The sequence below is a fragment of the Pseudomonadota bacterium genome (assembly GCA_039818985.1).
In the GTDB taxonomy this organism is placed as follows: Bacteria; Pseudomonadota; Alphaproteobacteria; order Sphingomonadales; family Sphingomonadaceae; genus Alterisphingorhabdus.
Genome location: JBCBSU010000002.1, coordinates 515,935 through 534,730, shown reverse-complemented (window position 1 = coordinate 534,730; position 18,796 = coordinate 515,935). Strand labels below are relative to the sequence as shown.

Annotated in this window: 19 protein-coding genes and 1 tRNA gene; 9 read left to right on the top strand and 11 right to left on the bottom strand. The window is 58.3% G+C overall.

The genetic code is table 11. From position 1 onward, the window contains the following. Nucleotides 1-9: 9 nt before the first annotated feature. Complete coding sequence (locus AAFX04_14295) at nucleotides 10-624, bottom strand: 2-hydroxychromene-2-carboxylate isomerase (protein ID MEO1046605.1); 615 nt, start codon at nucleotides 622-624, stop codon at nucleotides 10-12. Then, on the bottom strand, nucleotides 624-1,376 hold the full coding sequence (locus AAFX04_14290; protein ID MEO1046604.1) for an SDR family oxidoreductase: 753 nt from the start codon (nucleotides 1,374-1,376) through the stop codon (nucleotides 624-626). Before AAFX04_14290 ends, AAFX04_14295 begins: the two co-directional genes overlap by 1 nt. A gap of 803 nt (nucleotides 1,377-2,179) precedes the next feature. On the opposite strand from AAFX04_14290, the gene AAFX04_14285 reads away from it, so the two are divergent. Both AAFX04_14285 and AAFX04_14280 read left to right on the top strand, forming a co-directional pair. Beyond that, nucleotides 2,180-2,323, top strand: a complete 144-nt coding sequence (locus tag AAFX04_14285; protein MEO1046603.1) for a hypothetical protein — start codon at nucleotides 2,180-2,182, stop codon at nucleotides 2,321-2,323. 191 nt (nucleotides 2,324-2,514) lie between these two features. Continuing rightward, nucleotides 2,515-2,661, top strand: a complete 147-nt coding sequence (locus tag AAFX04_14280; GenBank protein ID MEO1046602.1) for a hypothetical protein — start codon at nucleotides 2,515-2,517, stop codon at nucleotides 2,659-2,661. 14 nt (nucleotides 2,662-2,675) lie between these two features. Here AAFX04_14280 and AAFX04_14275 read toward each other — a convergent pair whose 3' ends face one another. Next, nucleotides 2,676-2,882 carry a helix-turn-helix transcriptional regulator gene (locus AAFX04_14275; protein MEO1046601.1) on the bottom strand — a complete coding sequence of 69 codons (207 nt, stop codon included), beginning with the start codon at nucleotides 2,880-2,882 and terminating at the stop codon, nucleotides 2,676-2,678. Further along, nucleotides 2,879-3,268, bottom strand: a complete 390-nt coding sequence (locus AAFX04_14270) for a hypothetical protein (GenBank protein MEO1046600.1) — start codon at nucleotides 3,266-3,268, stop codon at nucleotides 2,879-2,881. The genes AAFX04_14275 and AAFX04_14270 overlap by 4 nt, the downstream gene beginning before the upstream one ends. 171 nt (nucleotides 3,269-3,439) lie before the next feature. Between AAFX04_14270 and AAFX04_14265 the strand changes: the two genes are divergently transcribed. The 4 genes from AAFX04_14265 to infC all read left to right on the top strand — a co-directional run bounded on the left by AAFX04_14265 (nucleotide 3,440) and on the right by infC (nucleotide 6,956). Further along, nucleotides 3,440-3,586 (top strand): hypothetical protein, encoded by a 147-nt coding sequence (locus AAFX04_14265; protein MEO1046599.1) that lies wholly within the window; start codon nucleotides 3,440-3,442, stop codon nucleotides 3,584-3,586. Between the two features lie 327 nt (nucleotides 3,587-3,913). Continuing rightward, on the top strand, nucleotides 3,914-5,893 hold the full coding sequence (thrS, locus tag AAFX04_14260) for a threonine--tRNA ligase (protein MEO1046598.1): 1,980 nt from the start codon (nucleotides 3,914-3,916) through the stop codon (nucleotides 5,891-5,893). Continuing rightward, the gene (locus AAFX04_14255) at nucleotides 5,893-6,312 is read left to right on the top strand and encodes a DUF305 domain-containing protein (GenBank protein ID MEO1046597.1); all 420 of its coding nucleotides are present in this window, start codon (nucleotides 5,893-5,895) and stop codon (nucleotides 6,310-6,312) included. The genes thrS and AAFX04_14255 overlap by 1 nt, the downstream gene beginning before the upstream one ends. Before the next feature lie 110 nt (nucleotides 6,313-6,422). Next, entirely contained in the window at nucleotides 6,423-6,956 is a 534-nt protein-coding gene (infC, locus tag AAFX04_14250; GenBank protein MEO1046596.1) for a translation initiation factor IF-3, read from the top strand. 72 nt (nucleotides 6,957-7,028) lie between these two features. Here the strand turns inward: infC and AAFX04_14245 are convergent, their stop codons facing one another. The 4 genes from AAFX04_14245 to AAFX04_14230 form a co-directional block, all read right to left on the bottom strand. Continuing rightward, the gene (locus AAFX04_14245) at nucleotides 7,029-7,997 is read right to left on the bottom strand and encodes an oxidoreductase (protein MEO1046595.1); all 969 of its coding nucleotides are present in this window, start codon (nucleotides 7,995-7,997) and stop codon (nucleotides 7,029-7,031) included. 51 nt (nucleotides 7,998-8,048) lie between these two features. Next, nucleotides 8,049-9,161, bottom strand: coding sequence for an alanine dehydrogenase (gene ald / locus AAFX04_14240; GenBank protein ID MEO1046594.1), 1,113 nt, complete (start codon nucleotides 9,159-9,161; stop codon nucleotides 8,049-8,051). Nucleotides 9,162-9,307: 146 nt separating this feature from the next. Beyond that, nucleotides 9,308-9,640, bottom strand: a complete 333-nt coding sequence (locus tag AAFX04_14235) for a DUF1905 domain-containing protein (protein ID MEO1046593.1) — start codon at nucleotides 9,638-9,640, stop codon at nucleotides 9,308-9,310. Next, on the bottom strand, nucleotides 9,637-10,665 hold the full coding sequence (locus tag AAFX04_14230) for a peptidylprolyl isomerase (protein MEO1046592.1): 1,029 nt from the start codon (nucleotides 10,663-10,665) through the stop codon (nucleotides 9,637-9,639). Before AAFX04_14230 ends, AAFX04_14235 begins: the two co-directional genes overlap by 4 nt. A 69-nt stretch (nucleotides 10,666-10,734) precedes the next feature. Between AAFX04_14230 and AAFX04_14225 the strand changes: the two genes are divergently transcribed. The 3 genes from AAFX04_14225 (at nucleotide 10,735) to AAFX04_14215 (ending at nucleotide 15,296) form a co-directional block, all read left to right on the top strand. Beyond that, nucleotides 10,735-10,825 (top strand) — tRNA-Ser (locus AAFX04_14225). A 506-nt stretch (nucleotides 10,826-11,331) separates the two neighbouring features. Continuing rightward, the gene (locus AAFX04_14220; GenBank protein MEO1046591.1) at nucleotides 11,332-11,931 is read left to right on the top strand and encodes an Ig-like domain-containing protein; all 600 of its coding nucleotides are present in this window, start codon (nucleotides 11,332-11,334) and stop codon (nucleotides 11,929-11,931) included. Between the two features lie 83 nt (nucleotides 11,932-12,014). Continuing rightward, entirely contained in the window at nucleotides 12,015-15,296 is a 3,282-nt protein-coding gene (locus tag AAFX04_14215) for a hypothetical protein (GenBank protein ID MEO1046590.1), read from the top strand. A 266-nt stretch (nucleotides 15,297-15,562) separates the two neighbouring features. Here AAFX04_14215 and AAFX04_14210 read toward each other — a convergent pair whose 3' ends face one another. The 3 genes from AAFX04_14210 to AAFX04_14200 all read right to left on the bottom strand — a co-directional run bounded on the left by AAFX04_14210 (nucleotide 15,563) and on the right by AAFX04_14200 (nucleotide 18,708). Beyond that, nucleotides 15,563-16,876, bottom strand: coding sequence for an NAD(P)/FAD-dependent oxidoreductase (locus AAFX04_14210; GenBank protein MEO1046589.1), 1,314 nt, complete (start codon nucleotides 16,874-16,876; stop codon nucleotides 15,563-15,565). A gap of 168 nt (nucleotides 16,877-17,044) precedes the next feature. Then, nucleotides 17,045-17,749: a hypothetical protein gene (locus tag AAFX04_14205; protein MEO1046588.1), complete on the bottom strand. Its 705-nt coding sequence runs from the start codon at nucleotides 17,747-17,749 to the stop codon at nucleotides 17,045-17,047. Nucleotides 17,750-17,835: 86 nt separating this feature from the next. Continuing rightward, the gene (locus tag AAFX04_14200) at nucleotides 17,836-18,708 is read right to left on the bottom strand and encodes a LysR family transcriptional regulator (GenBank protein ID MEO1046587.1); all 873 of its coding nucleotides are present in this window, start codon (nucleotides 18,706-18,708) and stop codon (nucleotides 17,836-17,838) included. Nucleotides 18,709-18,796: the final 88 nt, after the last annotated feature.

Genomic DNA, 18,796 nt, shown 5'->3' with positions numbered 1-18,796 from the left:
GTGCGCCAACTACCCCTGGGTGTCGGCGAGCGCCGCCTGCTCGACCTGGTGCAGCCGCTCCTTGCCAAAGAACATCTCGTCGCCGACAAAGAAGGTGGGGATGCCGAATACGCCGCGATCGACCGCATTCTGGGTGCGCTGCAGCAGTGCCTGCTTGATTTCGGGATCATCATAGGCCACCGACAGCGCCGCGCCGTCAAAGCCCGATTCCGTCATTGCCGCGGCATAGACATCGGCATCGCCCATGGCCTTGGGCGCTTCCCACATATGGTACAGCCCGGCCTCGATATAGTCCATCAGTCGGCCTTGCTTCTCCGCCACCAGGGCGCCGCGCATCAGCCGCACCGTATTCACCGGGAAGTGCGGGTTGAACTGAAATTTGTCCACGTGGTGCTGCTTGATGAAGCGCTGTATCTCAAGCTGCTCATAGGCGAGCTTCTTGGGGATGTCGGCAAAGGCCACCATCGGCGCCTGATTGCCGGTCAGCTTGAAAATACCGCCGAGCAGTGCCAGGCTGTAATTGAAACCAATCCCCGTCCGCTCACTGATCGCGGGCAGGGCACAATGCACCAGATAGCCATTGGGGCTGGCAAAATCGAAGATGAATTCAACCGTTTTCGGCATCACCACTCTTCCTTCCATGGTCTAAGATCGAGTTCATGCGTCCAGGCGCTGCGCGGCTGTTCGTGCAGCATGACATAATTGGCGGCGATGGCATCGGGTGACAGGATACGGTCATCGGCACGCAGATCATCGACCCCGGACACATTCTGACGGATGAAATTGGAATCGATCATGCCGTCGACCACGACATGCGCGACATGCACGCCCTCCGGCCCCAGTTCGCGCGCCATGCTCTGCGCCAGCGCCCGCAGCGCGAATTTCGCTCCGGCAAAGGCGGAATAGACCGGCCCGCCACGCAATGACGCGGTCGCGCCGGTAAACAAAATCGTCCCATCGCCGCGCGGCACCATGTGCTTTGCCGCCTCACGGCCCGTCAGAAAGCCGGCAAAGGCTGCCATCTCCCACACCTTGCGATAAACACGGCCGGTGGTCTCGCGGATTTTGAACTGCACATTGGCGCCGATATTGAACACCACCACGCCCAGCGGTGCGATATCGCGCTCGATTCGCTCGAACAGCGCAACCATTTCGTCCTCATCGCGGGCATCCACCGGACAGGCCACAGCCTCGCCGCCTGTGGCCTCTATGTCGCGCACCAGCGCATCGAGTGCGTCACTATGCCGCGGCCGCCGCGATACGCAGGCGATATAACCTTTGGCCGCGAAGGCGCGGGCAATCGCACTGCCGGTATCATCCCCTGCCCCGATAACCAGGCAGGCGCGTTTCTCTGATTGATCAATATCCTCGTCCATGCACAAACGCTGACAGGATTCAGTGCATGATGCAAGAAAAGTCTTAAATGCAGACTGTTTGACCCCGAAGGCGGCGGTCACAGTCCACCTCGTTACGCTCGAGACATCAAAACACGGTCTTCCACGACCATTATGGACCTTGCCTTGCGGGTTGGATTTGCTAGCCTGTTCCCGAATACTAAAAAGGGACGCACGCAATGAATGATACACCGATTTCTGAGAACCCAGCCATCACCAAGCAGCCATGGGTGCGCCCTATACTCGTGGAACTTACCCACACGACAGAAGATGTTCAATTTGGTCCCGGTGCGGGTACCGACGGCCCCTTCAATACCACTACCAGCTAATGTAGCGCCTGTTATCAGCCACGCTGCGCACACTTGTTATTAGACAGGTTTGCGTTCTTCAGATTCCGCGCTGCGAGTACCTGCCCTAAAAGTGACTGGCAGCGAATGACAGTCACCTGGACGGCCTGATGCGCCCTGTTTAGTGCATTGTGTTTAATTTAATCTGTCATTCCGGCGATAGTTATGGGCCCAATATTTCAGGAGCAGATTCATTCAAGACCAGAAGTAAATGGAAGCCAGTCATATTGCAAAACAACCCTGGACCCGCCCACAGCTTACGGAACTGGATAGGGGCGCACCCGACATAGAAAATCTCACCGGCGCTATTGATGATGGGTTTTCTTCGACTTCCTGATAACGCCAATGGCATCCAGCCATTGTTTACCGAACCATGATAGAGCTTGCTTTGCATGCCGAGCTTGATAGTTTTCTTGATAGTAACAAGGGAGCCACATCATGACCGACACACCTGTTTATGAAGACACTACCGAAATCAGGCAGCCATGGGTGCGCCCGGAACTGGTCGAACTGGCAGCAATGGCTGATGACATAAAGGCAGCAGGCGGTCTTGGCGGAGACCTTGGGACGAGCACCAGTTAAGCGACTGGCACATTGTCGGATTTTGGCCGTGGTACCAGCAGCTGATCACTCATCGCCCGGCGCGCGCTGCATGGCATAGCCGAATGCACTGGCATCATGAATCACATTTAGCGCCTTTCAAACCATCATGGTTCTGGCGTTGCGGGTCAGATTTGCTAGAATCTTCTCGAATAATGGCAAGGGATGACCCGATGACCGATACACAGAATTCTCAGGAATCAGCCAATACCAGACAATCATGGGTCCGGCCCGAACTGGTCGAACTGTCAAAAACCCCTGATGACATCAGTTCCAGCAATGGCCCTTTCGTCGACCTCACATTCACCCTTACGAGCTAGTCACACACTAGCGCTCAGCCGACATTACTGCGGTCAGGCGTAAAAATCTCCTCGATCCGCATGCCGAACAGATCGGCAATTTTGAACGCCAGTGGCAGTGACGGATCATAGCGGCCTTTCTCGATCGCGTTGACGCTTTGCCGCGATATGCCGAGATGGGTGCCCAGATCCGCCTGTGACCAGTCGCGCTCGGCGCGCAGCACTTTCAGCCGGTTCTTCATGCCCGCCACCGGGCAAAGGGCGCCGCCAGACCGAACATCGCCAGCCAGATCACGCCTATCCATTGCGGTCCGGCCTCCAGCACATCATAGACTTTGAGAAACTGCCAGACGGTGGCAATCACCAGCGTAAAGGCGGTCGCCATCAGCACCTGCTTGGCGATCAGCAGCCGCTGATATTCATCATCGCATTCGATCAGCAGGCGGAAGATTGTCCAGAAGACGCCGCAAATCGGCAGCGCGGTCGCGATAGCCAGCGCAACCAGCGCCAGCTGTGGCGGATCGCCCTGCTTTGCATAGCTGAGACCGGCAAACAGGATCACCATATAGGCCCCGATAAACATCAGGATTCGGCGGCTGTAATTCTTCATATAGTGCGGCATCGTCATGGAAAACCTCCTGTTCTTTATGGAAAGGGTGTTTGACACAATGATTCGCTTATGTCAAGTAAGCTTTCCATAAAGGAAAGGGCGCTGCTATGCATTTGAATTCACTTGCAACATTTTGATAACCGACTAGGTTCGCCATGGGTTGCAAGCGCATCAGCCGAGGGGACAATCATGCAACAGGGACAAACAGGCAAGGCACCAGAGCAACGCAAGCGCTGGGAAAAACCGCAGCTTGTTGAGGTGACATCAGAGGTTGAGAATAGTTTTACCGGCATTGCCACCGATGCGACAACGCCTGTGCTGCCGACGTCGAGCTAGTCGCAACGCTCTGCCGGTCGTGCCGGACATCTCACATTTCCTTAGTGACTTTGAAAGGCTCAGCCATTAAACAGACGTTATGGCTTGTCTGTTGACCACGACCACCACTATCACCACCCCGACGCGCCAAGAGCGTTTTGGGGGAGGCGGATGGTCTGTGGCTGGCGCTAACTAGCCTTTATCAAGACACACCCGCCTCCGGTTCTGATGAGGCGGGCGTCGGCTTTATCGGAAAATCGTCAAAACTTCCCGACGTCGGCTTCAACCGCGCCCTTTATCATTATGGGCAATTGTGCCAAGGCGCGGCAAAATGATGGATGAGATGCGATGACAGAGATGATCAAGATCACCCTGCCCGACGGCTCCGCACGTGAAGTCGCATCGGGCACCACGCCGGCACAGATTGCCGCGGATATCGGCCCCGGCCTTGCCAAGGCGGCAATGGCGGCGCGGGTCGGTGGCGAGGTGCGCGATATCATGCGCCCGCTGGATAGTGATACCGATCTGGCGCTGATCACCAATCGCGATGAAGAAGACGCGCTCGAGCTGGTGCGGCATGACTATGCCCATGTGCTGGCCGAGGCGGTGCAGGCTTTATGGCCCGGTACGCAGATCACTTTTGGTCCCGCGACCGAGGATGGCTTTTATTATGACGTGATGGCCCCGGCCTCCCGCGAGCCCTTTGGTCTGGATGACCTGCCTGCGATCGAGGAAAAGATGCGCGCAATTATCAAGGCCGACAAGCCGCTGGTGCGCGAGGTATGGAGCCGTCAGCAGCTGATCGACAAATGGGAAAAGGAAGGCGAGACCTTCAAGGCCGAATGGGCCAAGGAACTGCCCGAGGATGAGGAACTGACGGTCTATTGGTCGGGGGAACCGGGCAGCGAGGGCGCGTGGCTGGATATGTGCCGCGGGCCGCATCTTGCTTCTACGGGCAAGCTCGACCCGCAGGCGTTCAAGCTGATGCGCGTCGCCGGGGCCTATTGGCGCGGTGACCAGAAGAACGCGCAGCTAACGCGGATTTACGGCACGGGCTGGCTCAACAAAAAGCAGTTGAATGCCCATCTGCATCGGCTGGAAGAAGCGGCCAAGCGCGATCATCGCAAGCTGGGCCGCGAGCTGGACCTGTTCCATTTCGAGGAATTCGGCCCGGGCGCGGTCTTCTGGCATCCGCATGGCTGGCAGATGTTCCAGAACCTGCTCACTTATATGCGTCGTCGTCAGGAGCGCGCCGGCTATGTCGAGGTCAATACGCCCGATGTCATGGACCGCAGCTTGTGGGAAACCTCGGGCCACTGGTTCAACTATCATGAGCATATGTTCACGACGCAGACCGAGGATGAGCGCGTCTTTGCGCTGAAGCCGATGAACTGCCCCGGTGGCGTATCGCTGTTTGCGCATGGCCTGAAAAGCTATCGCGACCTGCCGCTGCGCATGGCCGAATTCGGCAAGGTGCACCGCTATGAGCCTTCAGGTGCATTGCATGGCCTGATGCGAGTCCGCCATTTCACGCAGGATGACGCGCATATCTTCTGCACGCCCGACCAGCTCAATGATGAGAACCGCGCTGTGGTCGAGCTTGTGCTCGATATCTATCGCGAGTTCGGCTTTGAGGATGTGCGGATCAAGCTGTCGACGCGGCCGGAAAACCGCATGGGCTCCGATGAAGTCTGGGATGTACTGGAAGGTTCGCTGATCGACACGCTCGATGCGATGGGTCTGGAATATTCGGTCAATGAAGGCGAAGGCGCGTTTTACGGGCCGAAGCTGGAATTCGTGCTGCGCGATGCGATCGGCCGCGATTGGCAATGCGGCACGCTGCAGGTCGATATGAACCTGCCCGAGGCGTTCGATATCGGCTATATCGGCGAGGATGGCGAGCGCCATCGCCCGGTGATGTTGCACCGTGCGCTATTCGGTTCGCTCGAACGGTTCATCGGCATTTTGATCGAGCATTATGCTGGCAAGCTGCCGCTCTGGCTCGCGCCGATGCAGGCCGTGGTCGCGACCATTGTCTCCGATGCCGATGACTATGCGCACGAAGTGCTGGCCAGGCTCAAGGCCGCTGGCTTGCGGGCCGATGCCGATCTGCGCAATGAGAAGATCAATTATAAGGTGCGCGAGCATAGCCTCAAAAAAGTGCCCAACCTGCTGGTCGTCGGCAAGCAGGAGGCGGAGAAGGGCAGTGTCGCGTGGCGCAGGCTGGGTGAGAAGCAGCAGCAATTTATCCCGCTGGATGAGGCCATCGAAGCACTGGTTACCGAAGCCACACCACCAGATTTACGACAGTTAGAGGAGGAACAATAATGAAAAGGGCATTGATATTGACAGCGATACTCGCCTTGAGCCTCAGCGGATGCCTCAAGGATAAGAGCACCATGCCGGAAGAGCAGCCGGCTGACCCAAATGTTGCGGAAACCACCGAACTCAATGCGCCACAACAGGCCTATACCGAAGCCAATGCCCGGATGCATGCGGGCATGGGCGTGATCGACGCCGATGCCGATATCGCTTTTATCCAGGGCATGATCCCGCACCATCAGGGCGCGGTCGACATGGCCAATATCGTGCTCGAACATGGCGATGACGAGGAGGCCAAGGAGCTGGCGCGCAATATCATCAAGGCGCAGGAAGAGGAAATTGCGTGGATGCGCAACTGGCTCAAGGAGCGCGGTCTTTCCGAAGTCGAGCCGGTAGCGGTTGACCATAGTGCCATGGGGCACTGAAACACCGCGCAAAGGGGGCTTTTTGGCCAAGCCCCCTTTATTTAGCGGCGCAAAGGCTTTAACTAGCGACCGGTATCTGAAACACAGGAGATTTGACTATACGCCCGCCAATAAACCGCCGTGGACCGTCCGCACCGCCCAAGAACGGCCCGCGCTTCAACGATTTTATCCAGTCGCCCAACGTACGCGTCATTGATGACCAGGGTGAGAATCTGGGCGTAATGCGCACCGAAGAAGCGATCGAACGGGCCCGCGATGTCGGCCTAGATCTCGTCGAAGTCTCCCCCAATGCAGATCCGCCAGTGGCCAAATTCCTCGATGTCGGCAAGTTCAAATATGAGGCCCAGAAAAAGGCCAATGCCGCGCGCAAATCACAAAAGACACAGGATATCAAAGAGATAAAGATGCGCCCCAATATCGATGACCATGATTATATGGTCAAGATGAAGAAGGTGCACCAGTTTATCGAACATGGCGACAAGGTGAAGGTTACACTGCGTTTCCGCGGCCGTGAAATGTCGCACCAGCAGCTCGGTATGCAGTTGCTGCAGCGGGTGCAGGAAGACACCAAGGAGGACGCCAAGGTCGAAGCCTATCCACGCCTCGAAGGGCGTCAGATGCTCATGGTGCTGTCACCGAAATAAGCGACTCACCGACAGGAAAAAGAGCGCGGCTGGCCATAAGCGAGTCGCGCCCTTTGCATAGCAGGTCCGAATTCAGGCCAGCAATTGCTCGGTCATCGTCCACAGCCGCTCTGCCGCGGCATCGTCACAGGCATAAGTCTCGACATTCCGGTAGCGCACCGGATTGTCCGGATCGCTCAGCGCGGCAATATCGCAGTCCTCGCAATATTGCCCCCCCTTTTCCGCCAGCATCGGGCTTGTCGCCGCCCATAGCGTGGTGCTGCAACCCTGTGTGGTTGATTTGAACATCTCCTTGGCATTGGCCGACCAGTCACCGCTTTCATCCTTCCAGCCCAGCGCCACCATTTCCTCGTCATGCAGATGCCGCTGCAATGGCGTCGCGATACCGCCGGGATGCACCGAAAAGACCCGACCACCGCTCTCACTCAAACGCGCATTAAAGCCCCGCGCAAACAGCGCATTGGCGGTCTTGGACTGACCATAGGCCTGCCATTTGTCATAGGGCTGTCGGGTGAAAAACGGGTCATCCCAGCGAATGGGGGATTGCTTGTGCCCGGTTGAGGACAGCGCGACCACCCGCGGCGTCTCGGCCTTTTGCAGCAGCGGCATCAGACCCTTTGCCAACACAAAATGGCCGATATGGTTGACCGCAAACTGCATCTCCCAACCCTCAGCGGTACGCATTTCCGGGCACGCCATGATCCCGGCATTGTTGATCAGCAGGTCGAGTCTGTCCCACTCGCTAATGACCTGATCGGCAAGGGCACGCACCGACGCCAGATCGGCAAGATCCATTGCCGCAGTGGCGACATCGCCTTGGACATTGGCGAGCGCAGCTTCGGCCTTGGCCGGGTCGCGCACCGGTATCAGCACCTTGACTCCGCGCGCCGCCAGTGCCCGCACCGTTTCCAGACCAATACCCGAATAGCCGCCGGTGACGACCGCCAACTTTCCCGCAAGGTCAATGCCGGTGAGCACATCATCGGGCTCGCTGGACCGGTCAAATCCGGAATTGACGGGTTGCTGGCTGCTGTCGCTCATCAGACTATCCTCCGCTGTGCTTTACGGCAGAGAAAGCCAGGACCGGAACGGTCAATCGAGCACTTCTTCAACCGCCTTGTGCGGATAGCCCAGATCGCGAGCCACCGCTTCATAGGTCACATGACCGTTCCACACATTGAGCCCCTGGGCAAGATCAGGATCATGGCGCATTGCATCTTTCCAGCCGAGATCGGCGATACGCAAAGCGTGCGGCAAAGTGACATTGTTGAGCGCATAGGTCGAGGTGCGCGACACCGCCCCTGGCATATTGGCGACGCAATAATGGACGATGTCATCAATGACATAGGTTGGCTCCGCATGGGTGGTGGGGCGCGATGTCTCAAAACAGCCGCCCTGGTCGATAGCCACATCGGCCAGCACCGCACCGGGTTTCATCGTCGACAGCATGTCGCGCGTGACCAGCTTGGGCGCCGCCGCGCCCGGGATCAGCACCGCACCGATGACCAGATCGGCCTCGGCGACACATTCGGCAAGATTGGCAACATTGGAAAAGCGTGTCTTGGCACGGGCTTCAAAATAATTGCCGAGCTTTTCCAGAACTTCAGGGTCACGATCGAGGATGGTGACATCGGCGCCAAGACCGGCGGCCATTTGCGCCGCGTTGAAACCAACCACACCACCGCCAATCACCGTTACCTTGGCCGGCGAGACGCCGGGCACACCGCCAAGAAGCACACCGCGACCGCCATGCGCCTTTTCCAATGCCGTGGCTCCAGCCTGGATCGACATCCGCCCGGCGACCTGGCTCATCGGCTTGAGCAGCGGCAGGCCACCCTTGCCGGTCACCGTCTCATAGGCGATGCAGGTGGCCCCGGACCTGACCAGATCGGCGGTCTGTTCCGGATCGGGGGCGAGATGGAGATAGGTATAGAGAATCTGCCCCTGGCGCAGCATGGCGCGCTCCACCGCTTGTGGCTCCTTGACCTTGACCACCATGTCGCATTCGGTGAACAGCTGCTCGGCGCTGTCTACCAGCTGTGCGCCAGCGGCACGATAATCTTCATCGGTGGCGCCAATGCCCATGCCGGCGGAGCGCTCGACCTGAACTTCATGGCCATGTTCGACCAGTTCGCGAACGCTTTCGGGTGTCAGGCCGACGCGATATTCATGATTCTTGATTTCCTTGGGAGTGCCAACGCGCATGGGAAAAGTCCTTCAACCGGGGAGGATGATGGAGTCGCTATAATCGGCTTCACCCGAATTGGCGAATCCGAAAGCGCAAGAAACGCAAATTTATACGCAATTATCTTAGTCTGAATTTTGATCACAATGCCTGATACTGGGCGCGCTTATATCAGGGCGAGCGAAATCCGCACTTCGTCGCCAGCAACCAGCCCCTCAGCCTTGCGCACCTCCGCCTTGACAGGGAGAAGCCATTCACCGGTCTTGCTGGCGGGAAAGACCGAGGTCTGCCAGACACTGTCGCCAATCGTCACCTCGACCTTGACCGCGCCCCACCCGCGCTTTTTGGGTAAGCCGAGCTCGAGCCGGTTGATGATGGCGGCATCGCGTATCGCCGTTGCGGTGTCGCCCGATATGGTCAGGAAATGCCAGCTGCCCTTGCCGGTTTCCGGATGCCATAGCCAGAGTTCGCCCGATGCTGTGAAGCTCTCGCCGCTCATTCTCCGCTTTCAGTCACCCGCCGAACAGGGACAGGGATATTGCAAATATCCGCGCCGCCGGCAGGTACATTGAAAAACGGGTCACGGCGATTGGCCCGCGCTTCCGCATAGCGGGCAAAGGTCTCGGCCTCGGTATCGAGATATTCGAAGCGCGGCTGGTCTGCCTCGGGCAATGCACTGACCAGCCGTATCGATGTGATCGGCACGCGTCTGGCCGGGTCCTCGTAAAAACCAAGCTGCCCCTTGCCGCGCGGCAGGCTGGAGAGATGCTCTATCCCCTCGATAATCCGCGCGACCAGTGCGATATTGCGATCCAGGTGCCGCGGTGCATGCCCGATCACGGTATAGAGCTCGGCACCGGTGCCGGTATCGGGCGAGAGATTGCGACCGACACCGACCATACCATAGCAATGGACAGGCCAGGTTGATCCAAGACGGCGTGCATCAGCACCCAATGGCCAGCCCTTCCAAAAGCCAGCCGCCTCAGAATAAGCGTCTTTATCGGCCGGAATAGGGGTGATCGGGTCTACAATCGGCTGAAACGGATCGGGTTCCGGGATGCCAGGCTCGGTCATGACAAATAGCTCCTGCGCCTTGGGTTGCAGATATTCACTCTCCGGCACCACCTCCAGATCCTCTGGCAGGCTCTTCGCCTCGCCTTCGCTTTCCGGATTGTCATAATCGGCATCGCCCCATTGCACGACATAATTGTCCTGCACCCGGTTCACACTCGTGCCATCCCACCATTTCGCCGCGGCCAGCTTGCGGATATTGCGCACCCAGCCCTGGCTGAACGGCGGCGGCATCAGCTGGATGATGACGCGTCTTTCATTGCCTTCGCGGTCTGGTGCAAGCTCCATCACCAGCAGGTCGCTGGCGGCAATGGCGATCCATTCCTCCGCTGCAGCCTGTGCGACTATCTGGCCCGGTGATGGTGGAGGCGCCACCTCCTGATCCTGAACGGCGACAGCGGAAACGGCGCAGACAAGCGGCAATGCGGCGAGCGACGGTAGAAGATTTCTCATGGGAGCGAAGGCTATGCGATTTACCGGCCTTGCGAAAGAGTCAATTCACCGCTAGACGCGCCCTCTCGCGGACACGTGGCCGAGTGGTCGAAGGCGCACGCCTGGAAAGTGTGTATACGGTAACCCCGTATCGTGGGTTCGAATCCCACCGTGTCCGCCATTATTTTGATCTCGCGACAATTCGCTGCGCTCATGTCTCCGATGAGGCGGCCTTTCGGCCGACGCGCAGTTGCGCTTGCGAACCCCAATGGGTTCGAACGGTCGCTTGAAGCTGCGCTTTGCTTGACCGATATTCTCCGGCTTATCGGCCAGAACAAGCATTTCGCGTTCCAGTCCTGCAATGCACCGCTCTATGGCAGAGGCGACTTTGTCTGACTTCATGCTGACGATGCGGTCCACCAGCTTGTCAAGCTCGCTGTCCGTATCGCCGATCAGTCACTCATATGCAAAAGTCACATTTACATAAGCTGTTTTGCATTATGGATAGTCCGTGCAATTAGCGCGCTTGCAAATGTTGGAAAATAGAGTGGTGCCATAGGATAACATCAGGCCGAATTTACTTTGGGTATTTGCCTGAATTTATGGAATTTGAATATTCTTTCCTACAATCAAATCACTTGATATTTTTCTGTTCACTTTTTGTTCTGATGTGGATGGAGGAATATCGTGCGGGCTAAATTTATCATGGCGGCCAGCCTGATGGTGCTGGGCGGGGCGGTGGCCGCGCAGGAAACCACGACCTATGAATATGATGCGCAGGGTCGCCTGACCAAATCCTCCAAATCCGGCGGTCCTGCTTCGGGCACGGAGAAATGCACCAGCTATGATGACGCGGGCAACCGCACCAATCACACGGTCAACACGGCCGGCTGCACAGTTGGTGGTACAAGTTCGGGTGGCAGCAGCGGTGGAAGCTCTGGCGGCAGCGGTGGAGGCTCCAGTGGAGGTAGCTCGGGTGGCAGTTCTGGCGGAGGCAATAGCCCGCCTGTTGCCAATCCCGACAGCTATCAGGTCTCCTGCCTGCCCGGTGCCTATACTGTCACTTTCAACGACACCGATGCCGATGGCGATCCGCTGGATATCATAGCGGTTTCCGGTCCGATGGGCGCGCGCAGGCACAGCGCCTCGCAAATTCATGTGGACGGCACCTATACGCCGGGCACCTACGTCATCAATTACACCGTCGAGGATACGTCCGGTGCCACGTCCAGCGCAACATTGACGCTGACCTGGGCCCTGAACCCTGCCTGTGGCGGGTATGAGTGAGCAAATCCCTTCCGACCTGGCCGGTGCATCGCCATCACAGGATGATTTTCAACGATAATAACAATTTAGCTTTGGGAGCATTTATGCGGAACAATGGACTTTGGCTTTCTGCGCCGCTTTTTCTGACGCTCGGCTTCGTAACTCCGGCGCACGCACAATCAATCAAACCGCTGGAGATCGAGCCGGATGAAAATGGCGTCGATCTGCTGACCGGCCGTGTCGCCACCAGGGAACCGGCGCTGTCCATTCCCGCTGCGGGCAATCTGCGCTTCACCCGGATGAGCGAGATTTTGCCGATCATGATCGGCGAAGTGCCACCGGGGGTGGAGTCCTCCTATCAGATCAATGGCGGTGGCTCGACGTCGGAATCGCTGGTCTGCCTCGATGGCGAATGCCAGTCGCGCAAACAGAATGGTTCGACTCTGACAGCAGCTATTCAGCCTGGCGGCAACAGCTTCCACTATTATCAGGGCGGCACAAACAAGCAGATCCTGTTCGACAAGGAATTTGCCACCACGGCCCTTGCCCAGGGCGGCTGGCGCTTTGTCTACTATCCGTCATGGATCCAATGGACCAATGGTGAGCGTCACACCTATTTCTACGATACCTATGATAACGGTCTTACCGACCAGCATAGGCCGAACAAGATTACCAGCAATCTCGGCTATGAGATGCGCTTCACCTATCAGTCCAACACCGGCGGCCAGATAGGATGGCGGATTGTCGCCAGCGTTGCGATCTACAAGACGTCCGACCCCAATAATGCGCTGGCCAGCCTGACCTATAGCGGCAACACGGTCACCGACATATCGGGCCGGACATGGGACTGCGGCGGATGCAGCTTCTCGATGGATGCCGCGCCGCAGGTCAATACGACATCACTGCAACTCCCCGGCGAGAGCACCGATTCCTATGTGACAACAGCGGTATCGTCACCCAACGGCACCTATGGACAGCCCATTGCCCAGGTGGTGCGCGATGGCACGACGTGGAATTACAGCTATCAGAATCTGACAACTGTTCCTCAGGACCCCAGTACCCCCAAATTCGACAAGATAACCGTCTCCGGTCCATCGGGATTCACCCGGTCGGCCGATATCTGGCATCCTGCGTCGGGCAGTTCCGCCGCGCCGCGCATCACCAAGATCACCAACGGACTGGGTCAGGAAACCAGCTACACCCATGATGGCTGGGGCCGCTTGACCAGCATCACCCAGCCGGAGGGCAATTCGGTCTCGGTCACCTATGATCCACTGGGCAATATCACCGAGAAGCGCACCAAGAACAAATCGGGTACGGGTGACCTGATCGAGACCGCCTATTATGCCAGCAGCGGCGCGACTGAACCCTGCACCGGCACCATCTGCTTTCGCCCCAACTGGACCCAGGATGCGGCGGGCAACCAGACCGATTATACATGGGCCGAGCATGGCGGTATGCTGACCCGGCTCGAGCCGGCCGACCGGCAGGGCAAGCGCCGCAAGACCATCTATGAATATACGCCCGGTCTTGCCCGGGTGCAGCGCGAGCGTATCTGCTCGATCAACAGCGATGGCTCCAACGACACGTGCGGCACCGCCGATGAGCAGGTCACCGAATATAGCTATTGGGGCAACAGCTTCCTGCCGCTGACGGTGACCCGGACCAATGGCACCGGCACAATCTCGGCAGTGACCACCAACAGCTATGACAATGCCGGGCGCATGGTCTCATCCGATGGCCCGCTGCCGGGCAATGGCGATGCGACCTATTATCGCTATGACAGCATCGGCCGCCGGACCTGGGAGATCGGCCCTGAAGGCACAACGGGCGCAACGCGCCCGGCAACGGTGACGACCTATCGCGATGCCGATGACCAGCCACTCACCATCGAAACCGGCACCGTTTCCAGCCCGACCGATACCACGCTGACAGTAACGCAGGCCGTCGATCATGCCTATGATGCGAACCGGCTGCGCAGCAAGACCGAGGTCAGCAGCGGTGCCACCACCTTTGGCGTCACGCAATTCTCCTATAATGCCCGCAACCAGCTCGAATGCTCTGCGGTGCGGATGAACCCGGCCGAGTTCGGCTCGCTCCCGGCCAGCGCCTGCGCCCCCGATACCGCCGGCTCCGATGGCCCGGACCGGATTATGCGCACCAGCTATGACGTGCTTGGCCGTCCGGTGAAGACGGTCGGCGGCTATGGCGTGATGAATGGCGGCGACGGCAATGTCGAGATCGAGCTGGGCTATACCAATAATGGCCAGGTCCAGTGGCGCAAGGACGGCAATGGCAACAAGACCCAGTACGTCTATGACCCATATGACCGCAACAATTACATCTATTATCCGCACAAGACCAATGTCGGCGCGCATGACACCAGCGATTCCGAGCGTTTCGCCTATGATACGCGCGGCAATGTCATAGCGCATTTCCGCCGCGATGGCCGACGCATCTACTATGATTATGACGATGTGGGCCGCAACTGGCGCAAGCGTTACTGGGATCCGGCGCTGGGCTTTCTCGGCGGTGAATATCTCTTCTACGGCTATGATGGCCTGGGCCGCCCGACCTATGAGCGCCGCGGTTCGGCTGGCGGCCAGGGTCTGACGCACAGCTATGACGGTCTTGGCCGTCTGGCCTCGACCACCGACACCAGTAATGGCGGCAGCCGGACGCTGAGCTATCAGTATGACATAGCCGGCCGCCGCATCCGGGTGACGCATCCGGACAGTGTGTATTTCACCTATGACTATTCGCCTGCGGGCCAGCTGACCGCGATCGATGAATCGGGCAGCACCAATCTGGTAAGCTACAGCTATGACGGTCTGGGGCGGATGACGGCGCTCACCCGCGCCAATGGCATCAGCTCGACCATGGCCTATGATCCGGTGTCGCGCCCGGTCAGCTATGATCATAGCGGCGTCACCGATACCGACTTTGCCTATAATGCGGCGAACCAGATTATCAGCCGCACGCTCTCCAACACCGCTTATGCCTGGGGCGATGATGCCAATGCCGACAATGACTATGCCATTAACGGGCTCAACCAATATACCGGCATCGGCCCGTCGGGCAGCCCGGTCAGCCACAGCTATGACGGGAACGGCAATCTCACCGGCGATGGTTCGTCGACCTTCGCCTATGATATCGACAACCGTCTGACAGCAAAGAGCGGCGGCACAGCGGCGATGCTGGACTATGACCCCAAGGGCCGGCTGTCGCGGCTGGTATCGGGGGGCAGCACGACGCGCTTCCTCTATGATGGTGATGGCTCTTCGCTTACGATCATTCCCCGAAAGATCGTGTCTCATCGCGGTGGCCGAGCTGGATGCCACCGGCACCATATTGCGGCGCTATGTCCATGGTGCCGGGGTGGATGATCCGTTGAATGGCTTCGATCCGATAGGGACCGAATGTGGGTCACTGGCCGCGGGCTATATCGGCACCGCCTGTTCAGGCCAGTCGCTTGTTCAAACACGGCGCCGGCTCGCGCCATCAAATGCATATTCTTGGGTTACAAGATATCCTGGTATGGCAGGATATCTTTGATGGACAGTCAATAGAAGAAGTAGAATAAATCCAGGATTATATTGAATAATGTGCCGAGGGCCGGAATTCTTGAATATAATAGATTATAAATATATTTTTAGTGCAGTTTGAATTTGGGCCGGACGATCTGGTTGACCCGGCCGATCACGATCAGCATCGCGCCGCGGAGATAGCCATGAATGGCCAACAGGTGCAGCCGGTAGAGCGACTGATAGGCCCAGCGTGCCAGCCGGCCCTCAATCGCCATCCGCCCGCCGACGAGATTGCCCATCAGGCTGCCCAGAGCGGAAAACCGGCTGAGTGACACCAGCGAGCCGCGATCACGATAAACGAAATCCTTGAGCGGCTGGCCCTTTTGCACGCGCACCAGATTGTCGAACACCAGGCTGGCCATTTGGTGTGCCGACTGGGCGCGAGGCGGGATCGGCTTCTCGGCCCCGGGCAGGGTGCAGGAGGCACAGTCGCCAAGCGCGAAAACCCGGTCGTCCATGCTGGTCTGCAGCGTCGGCCGAACGACAAACTGGTCGAGCCGGTTGAGCTCGAGATCGCTCATCTGGGCAACTCCGTCCGAACCCTTGACCCCGGCGGCCCAGACGATGAGGTCAGCCGCAATGCGACCACCCGATCTGGTCTCGACATGATCGGCATGGACACCCGTCACCTGAGTCGAGGCATGGACCTCGACACCGAGCCGCTCCAGCTCATGTCGCGCGGTCGCGGCAAGATCTTCGTCCAGTTGCGGCAATATGCGCGGCCCGGCTTCCAGCAAGGTCACTTTCAGCTTGTCCTCGTCGAACACTTCCAGCCCATAGGTGCGCAATGAACTGGCTGCATTATAGAGCTCGGCAGCGAGCTCTACGCCGGTGGCACCTGCCCCGATAATGCAGATACGGACATCGACATCGCCCTTGCCTGTCTGGTGCGCATGATTGGCCCGCAGACAGGCGTTGAGCAAGCGCTGGCGAAAGCCGTCGGCATGGCCGCGATGCTCAAGAAAATGCGCATGCTCACGCACCCCGGGCACACCGAAATCATTGGAAATGCCGCCAAAGGCCAGCACCAGATAATCATAACGGATGACGTGCCGACCGATAATCTCTTCACCCTCATCATCGAGCAGCGGTGCTGTGGTGATCTGCTGCTTTTCCCGGTTGATCGATTCCAGTGCGCCATGGAAGAAGCGATAACCCCATCGCACTGCATGGCCGCCATAGCCGACCTCATCCATATTGGCGTCGAGCGAGCCTGCCGCGACTTCGTGCAGCAGCGGCTTCCATACATGTGTCAGATTGCAGTCGACGAGAATGATGTCATGCTGTTCGCGGCCATATTTGGCGCCCAGTTTGCGGACCAGCTCCAGTCCGCCGGCGCCACCGCCAACCACGACAATTTGCGTTTTGCGCTTGCCCACTCACCCACCACCTTTCGTAATGGCAGAGCCGCTCCCTCCGGCACCGCTGCTCCCCGATTTTGTCTACACATAGCGCTTCAAACCGGCCTTTGTTCCGCATGCAACGCTAATGCCGCCCTAGAGCTGTGTCGGGAAAGCCCTGTTTTCAGGCCGATAGAAGCTGCTTACCTAGCGGGCGCGCCGCTTCTGATTGGCCTGTATGGTGAAATAGATGATCAGCCCGACCCCGATCAGACTGGGTCCGGTCCAGATCAGCGGATTGAAAACCTGGTCGGGAATCAGACGGATCAGCCCGACCGAGAGAAACGCGGTGTAGGCCGAGATTCCCATGCCGAGCAGGGCGCGGAAATGCTCACTGACATAGGCGATGGACGGCACCGTGGTGCGCCAGATAAAGCGCTGCTGCAATGCCATGGCGACAAGGCCGACGGCAGCCACCAGCACCATCAGCGGATGCGCGACGCGAAAGCCGAACCAGGCGCACCACAGCCCGGAAATCACCACTGCCGCTATCACCAGCTGATAACGCGGTGCACGCAGTGCATTGCGCTTGCGGCCATGTTTGACCACCGCCAGCCCGTAATCGGCGAAACCAATGGTCAGCAGGCCGAGATACAGCATGAACCAGCCGAACAATCCGGCGAAAAGCTCGCGGTCAGTAATCGAGGGGATGCGCTCTTCGGGCCCATAGAGTGACAGCAGCGCCATGGCGATGGCAAGCGCACCGGCAGCCATGAAAGCATAGCAGGCAATGCGTCCCCATTTGCGATGCGGCTTACCGCCCTTGCGCGCAATAATCGGCACCCAGAAGGAAATCAGGCCGATCGACCCGGCAATAACATGCAGAATCACAAGGATTTCGAACAGGTGCATCCGGGCGACTGTAGAATCTTTTGGACAGTTGCAAAAGACAGGAAATGCAGACGACCAGAGTCGGCGGGATCAGAGAGACAGCGGGATCAGGGGCTGATAAGCTCTTCCAGCAGCGGATTGGGGAAACGACGCGACAGGGTGATCGCATAAAAGTCCTCTACCATGCCGGGCAATTCGGCGACCTGCACCAGCTCGCCACTGCTCAGTTCGTCCTGCACCACAATCGGCGGGATCACCGCCAGACCGTTTTTCTCACGCGCCAGAAGCCGCAGCATCGCCATGTCATCGGCCTCGGCGGCGACCTGCACTGTGACGCCCAGCCGTGCGGCAAGGGCATCGAAACTGCCCCGGATGCTGCTCTCGGCTGAGGGCAGAATCAGCGGCCAGTCGGTAAGCAGCCGCTCAAGCGGCTGCTGTTCAATCGCCAAGTCACTATGCGCGATAAGACTGACCGGCTGCTCGTCGATCAGATGCGCCGCCCAGTTGGTTTCGCTGTCGCGTTGCGGCGGCATATTGGTGAGCAGCACGTCGATTTCATGATTTTCGAGCTTTTCATGCAAGGTCCGGAAATTCCCCGAGTCAATGGTGACATGGACATTGTCACGACCCAGAAGCGGTTCGAGAAAACCGATCTGAAAGTTGCGCGACAGGGTCGACACTGCGCCGACGCGGAAAAGATGACGTTCGGGGCTATGCTGGTCGCGCAATGTCCCGAGCAGTTCTTCGCCGGTAGCAAAGATGGAATCGGCATAGTCGAGTGCAATGTGCCCGGCTTCAGTGAGGTGCAGCCGCTTGCCGCGGCGCTCAAACAATGGATGATCAAGCTGGCGCTCGAGCTTCTGGATTTGCACCGACAGTGCCGATTGGGACACATTCAGCTTCTCCGCCGCGCGGGTCAGATTGCCTTCATGCGCGACCGCCCAGAAATAGCGCAAATGGTTGTAGTTGAGCTGTGCCATGACGTCCTGTGGCCGGTTAATCGTTGATCTTTGATATATAAAAGCGAACGATAAGGCGCAAACATTGAATTTTGGAAACGAATAGCAT

Excerpts from the sequence above, each read along its gene's own strand:
- AAFX04_14295 (MEO1046605.1), bottom strand. The coding sequence starts at position 624 with ATGCCGAAAACGGTTGAATTCATCTTCGATTTTGCCAGCCCCAATGGC.
- AAFX04_14290 (MEO1046604.1), bottom strand. The coding sequence starts at position 1,376 with ATGGACGAGGATATTGATCAATCAGAGAAACGCGCCTGCCTGGTTATC.
- AAFX04_14285 (MEO1046603.1), top strand. The coding sequence starts at position 2,180 with ATGACCGACACACCTGTTTATGAAGACACTACCGAAATCAGGCAGCCA.
- AAFX04_14280 (MEO1046602.1), top strand. The coding sequence starts at position 2,515 with ATGACCGATACACAGAATTCTCAGGAATCAGCCAATACCAGACAATCA.
- AAFX04_14275 (MEO1046601.1), bottom strand. The coding sequence starts at position 2,882 with ATGAAGAACCGGCTGAAAGTGCTGCGCGCCGAGCGCGACTGGTCACAG.
- AAFX04_14270 (MEO1046600.1), bottom strand. The coding sequence starts at position 3,268 with ATGACGATGCCGCACTATATGAAGAATTACAGCCGCCGAATCCTGATG.
- AAFX04_14265 (MEO1046599.1), top strand. The coding sequence starts at position 3,440 with ATGCAACAGGGACAAACAGGCAAGGCACCAGAGCAACGCAAGCGCTGG.
- thrS (MEO1046598.1), top strand. The coding sequence starts at position 3,914 with ATGACAGAGATGATCAAGATCACCCTGCCCGACGGCTCCGCACGTGAA.
- AAFX04_14255 (MEO1046597.1), top strand. The coding sequence starts at position 5,893 with ATGAAAAGGGCATTGATATTGACAGCGATACTCGCCTTGAGCCTCAGC.
- AAFX04_14245 (MEO1046595.1), bottom strand. The coding sequence starts at position 7,997 with ATGAGCGACAGCAGCCAGCAACCCGTCAATTCCGGATTTGACCGGTCC.
- ald (MEO1046594.1), bottom strand. The coding sequence starts at position 9,161 with ATGCGCGTTGGCACTCCCAAGGAAATCAAGAATCATGAATATCGCGTC.
- AAFX04_14235 (MEO1046593.1), bottom strand. The coding sequence starts at position 9,640 with ATGAGCGGCGAGAGCTTCACAGCATCGGGCGAACTCTGGCTATGGCAT.
- AAFX04_14230 (MEO1046592.1), bottom strand. The coding sequence starts at position 10,665 with ATGAGAAATCTTCTACCGTCGCTCGCCGCATTGCCGCTTGTCTGCGCC.
- AAFX04_14215 (MEO1046590.1), top strand. The coding sequence starts at position 12,015 with ATGCGGAACAATGGACTTTGGCTTTCTGCGCCGCTTTTTCTGACGCTC.
- AAFX04_14205 (MEO1046588.1), bottom strand. The coding sequence starts at position 17,749 with ATGCACCTGTTCGAAATCCTTGTGATTCTGCATGTTATTGCCGGGTCG.
- AAFX04_14200 (MEO1046587.1), bottom strand. The coding sequence starts at position 18,708 with ATGGCACAGCTCAACTACAACCATTTGCGCTATTTCTGGGCGGTCGCG.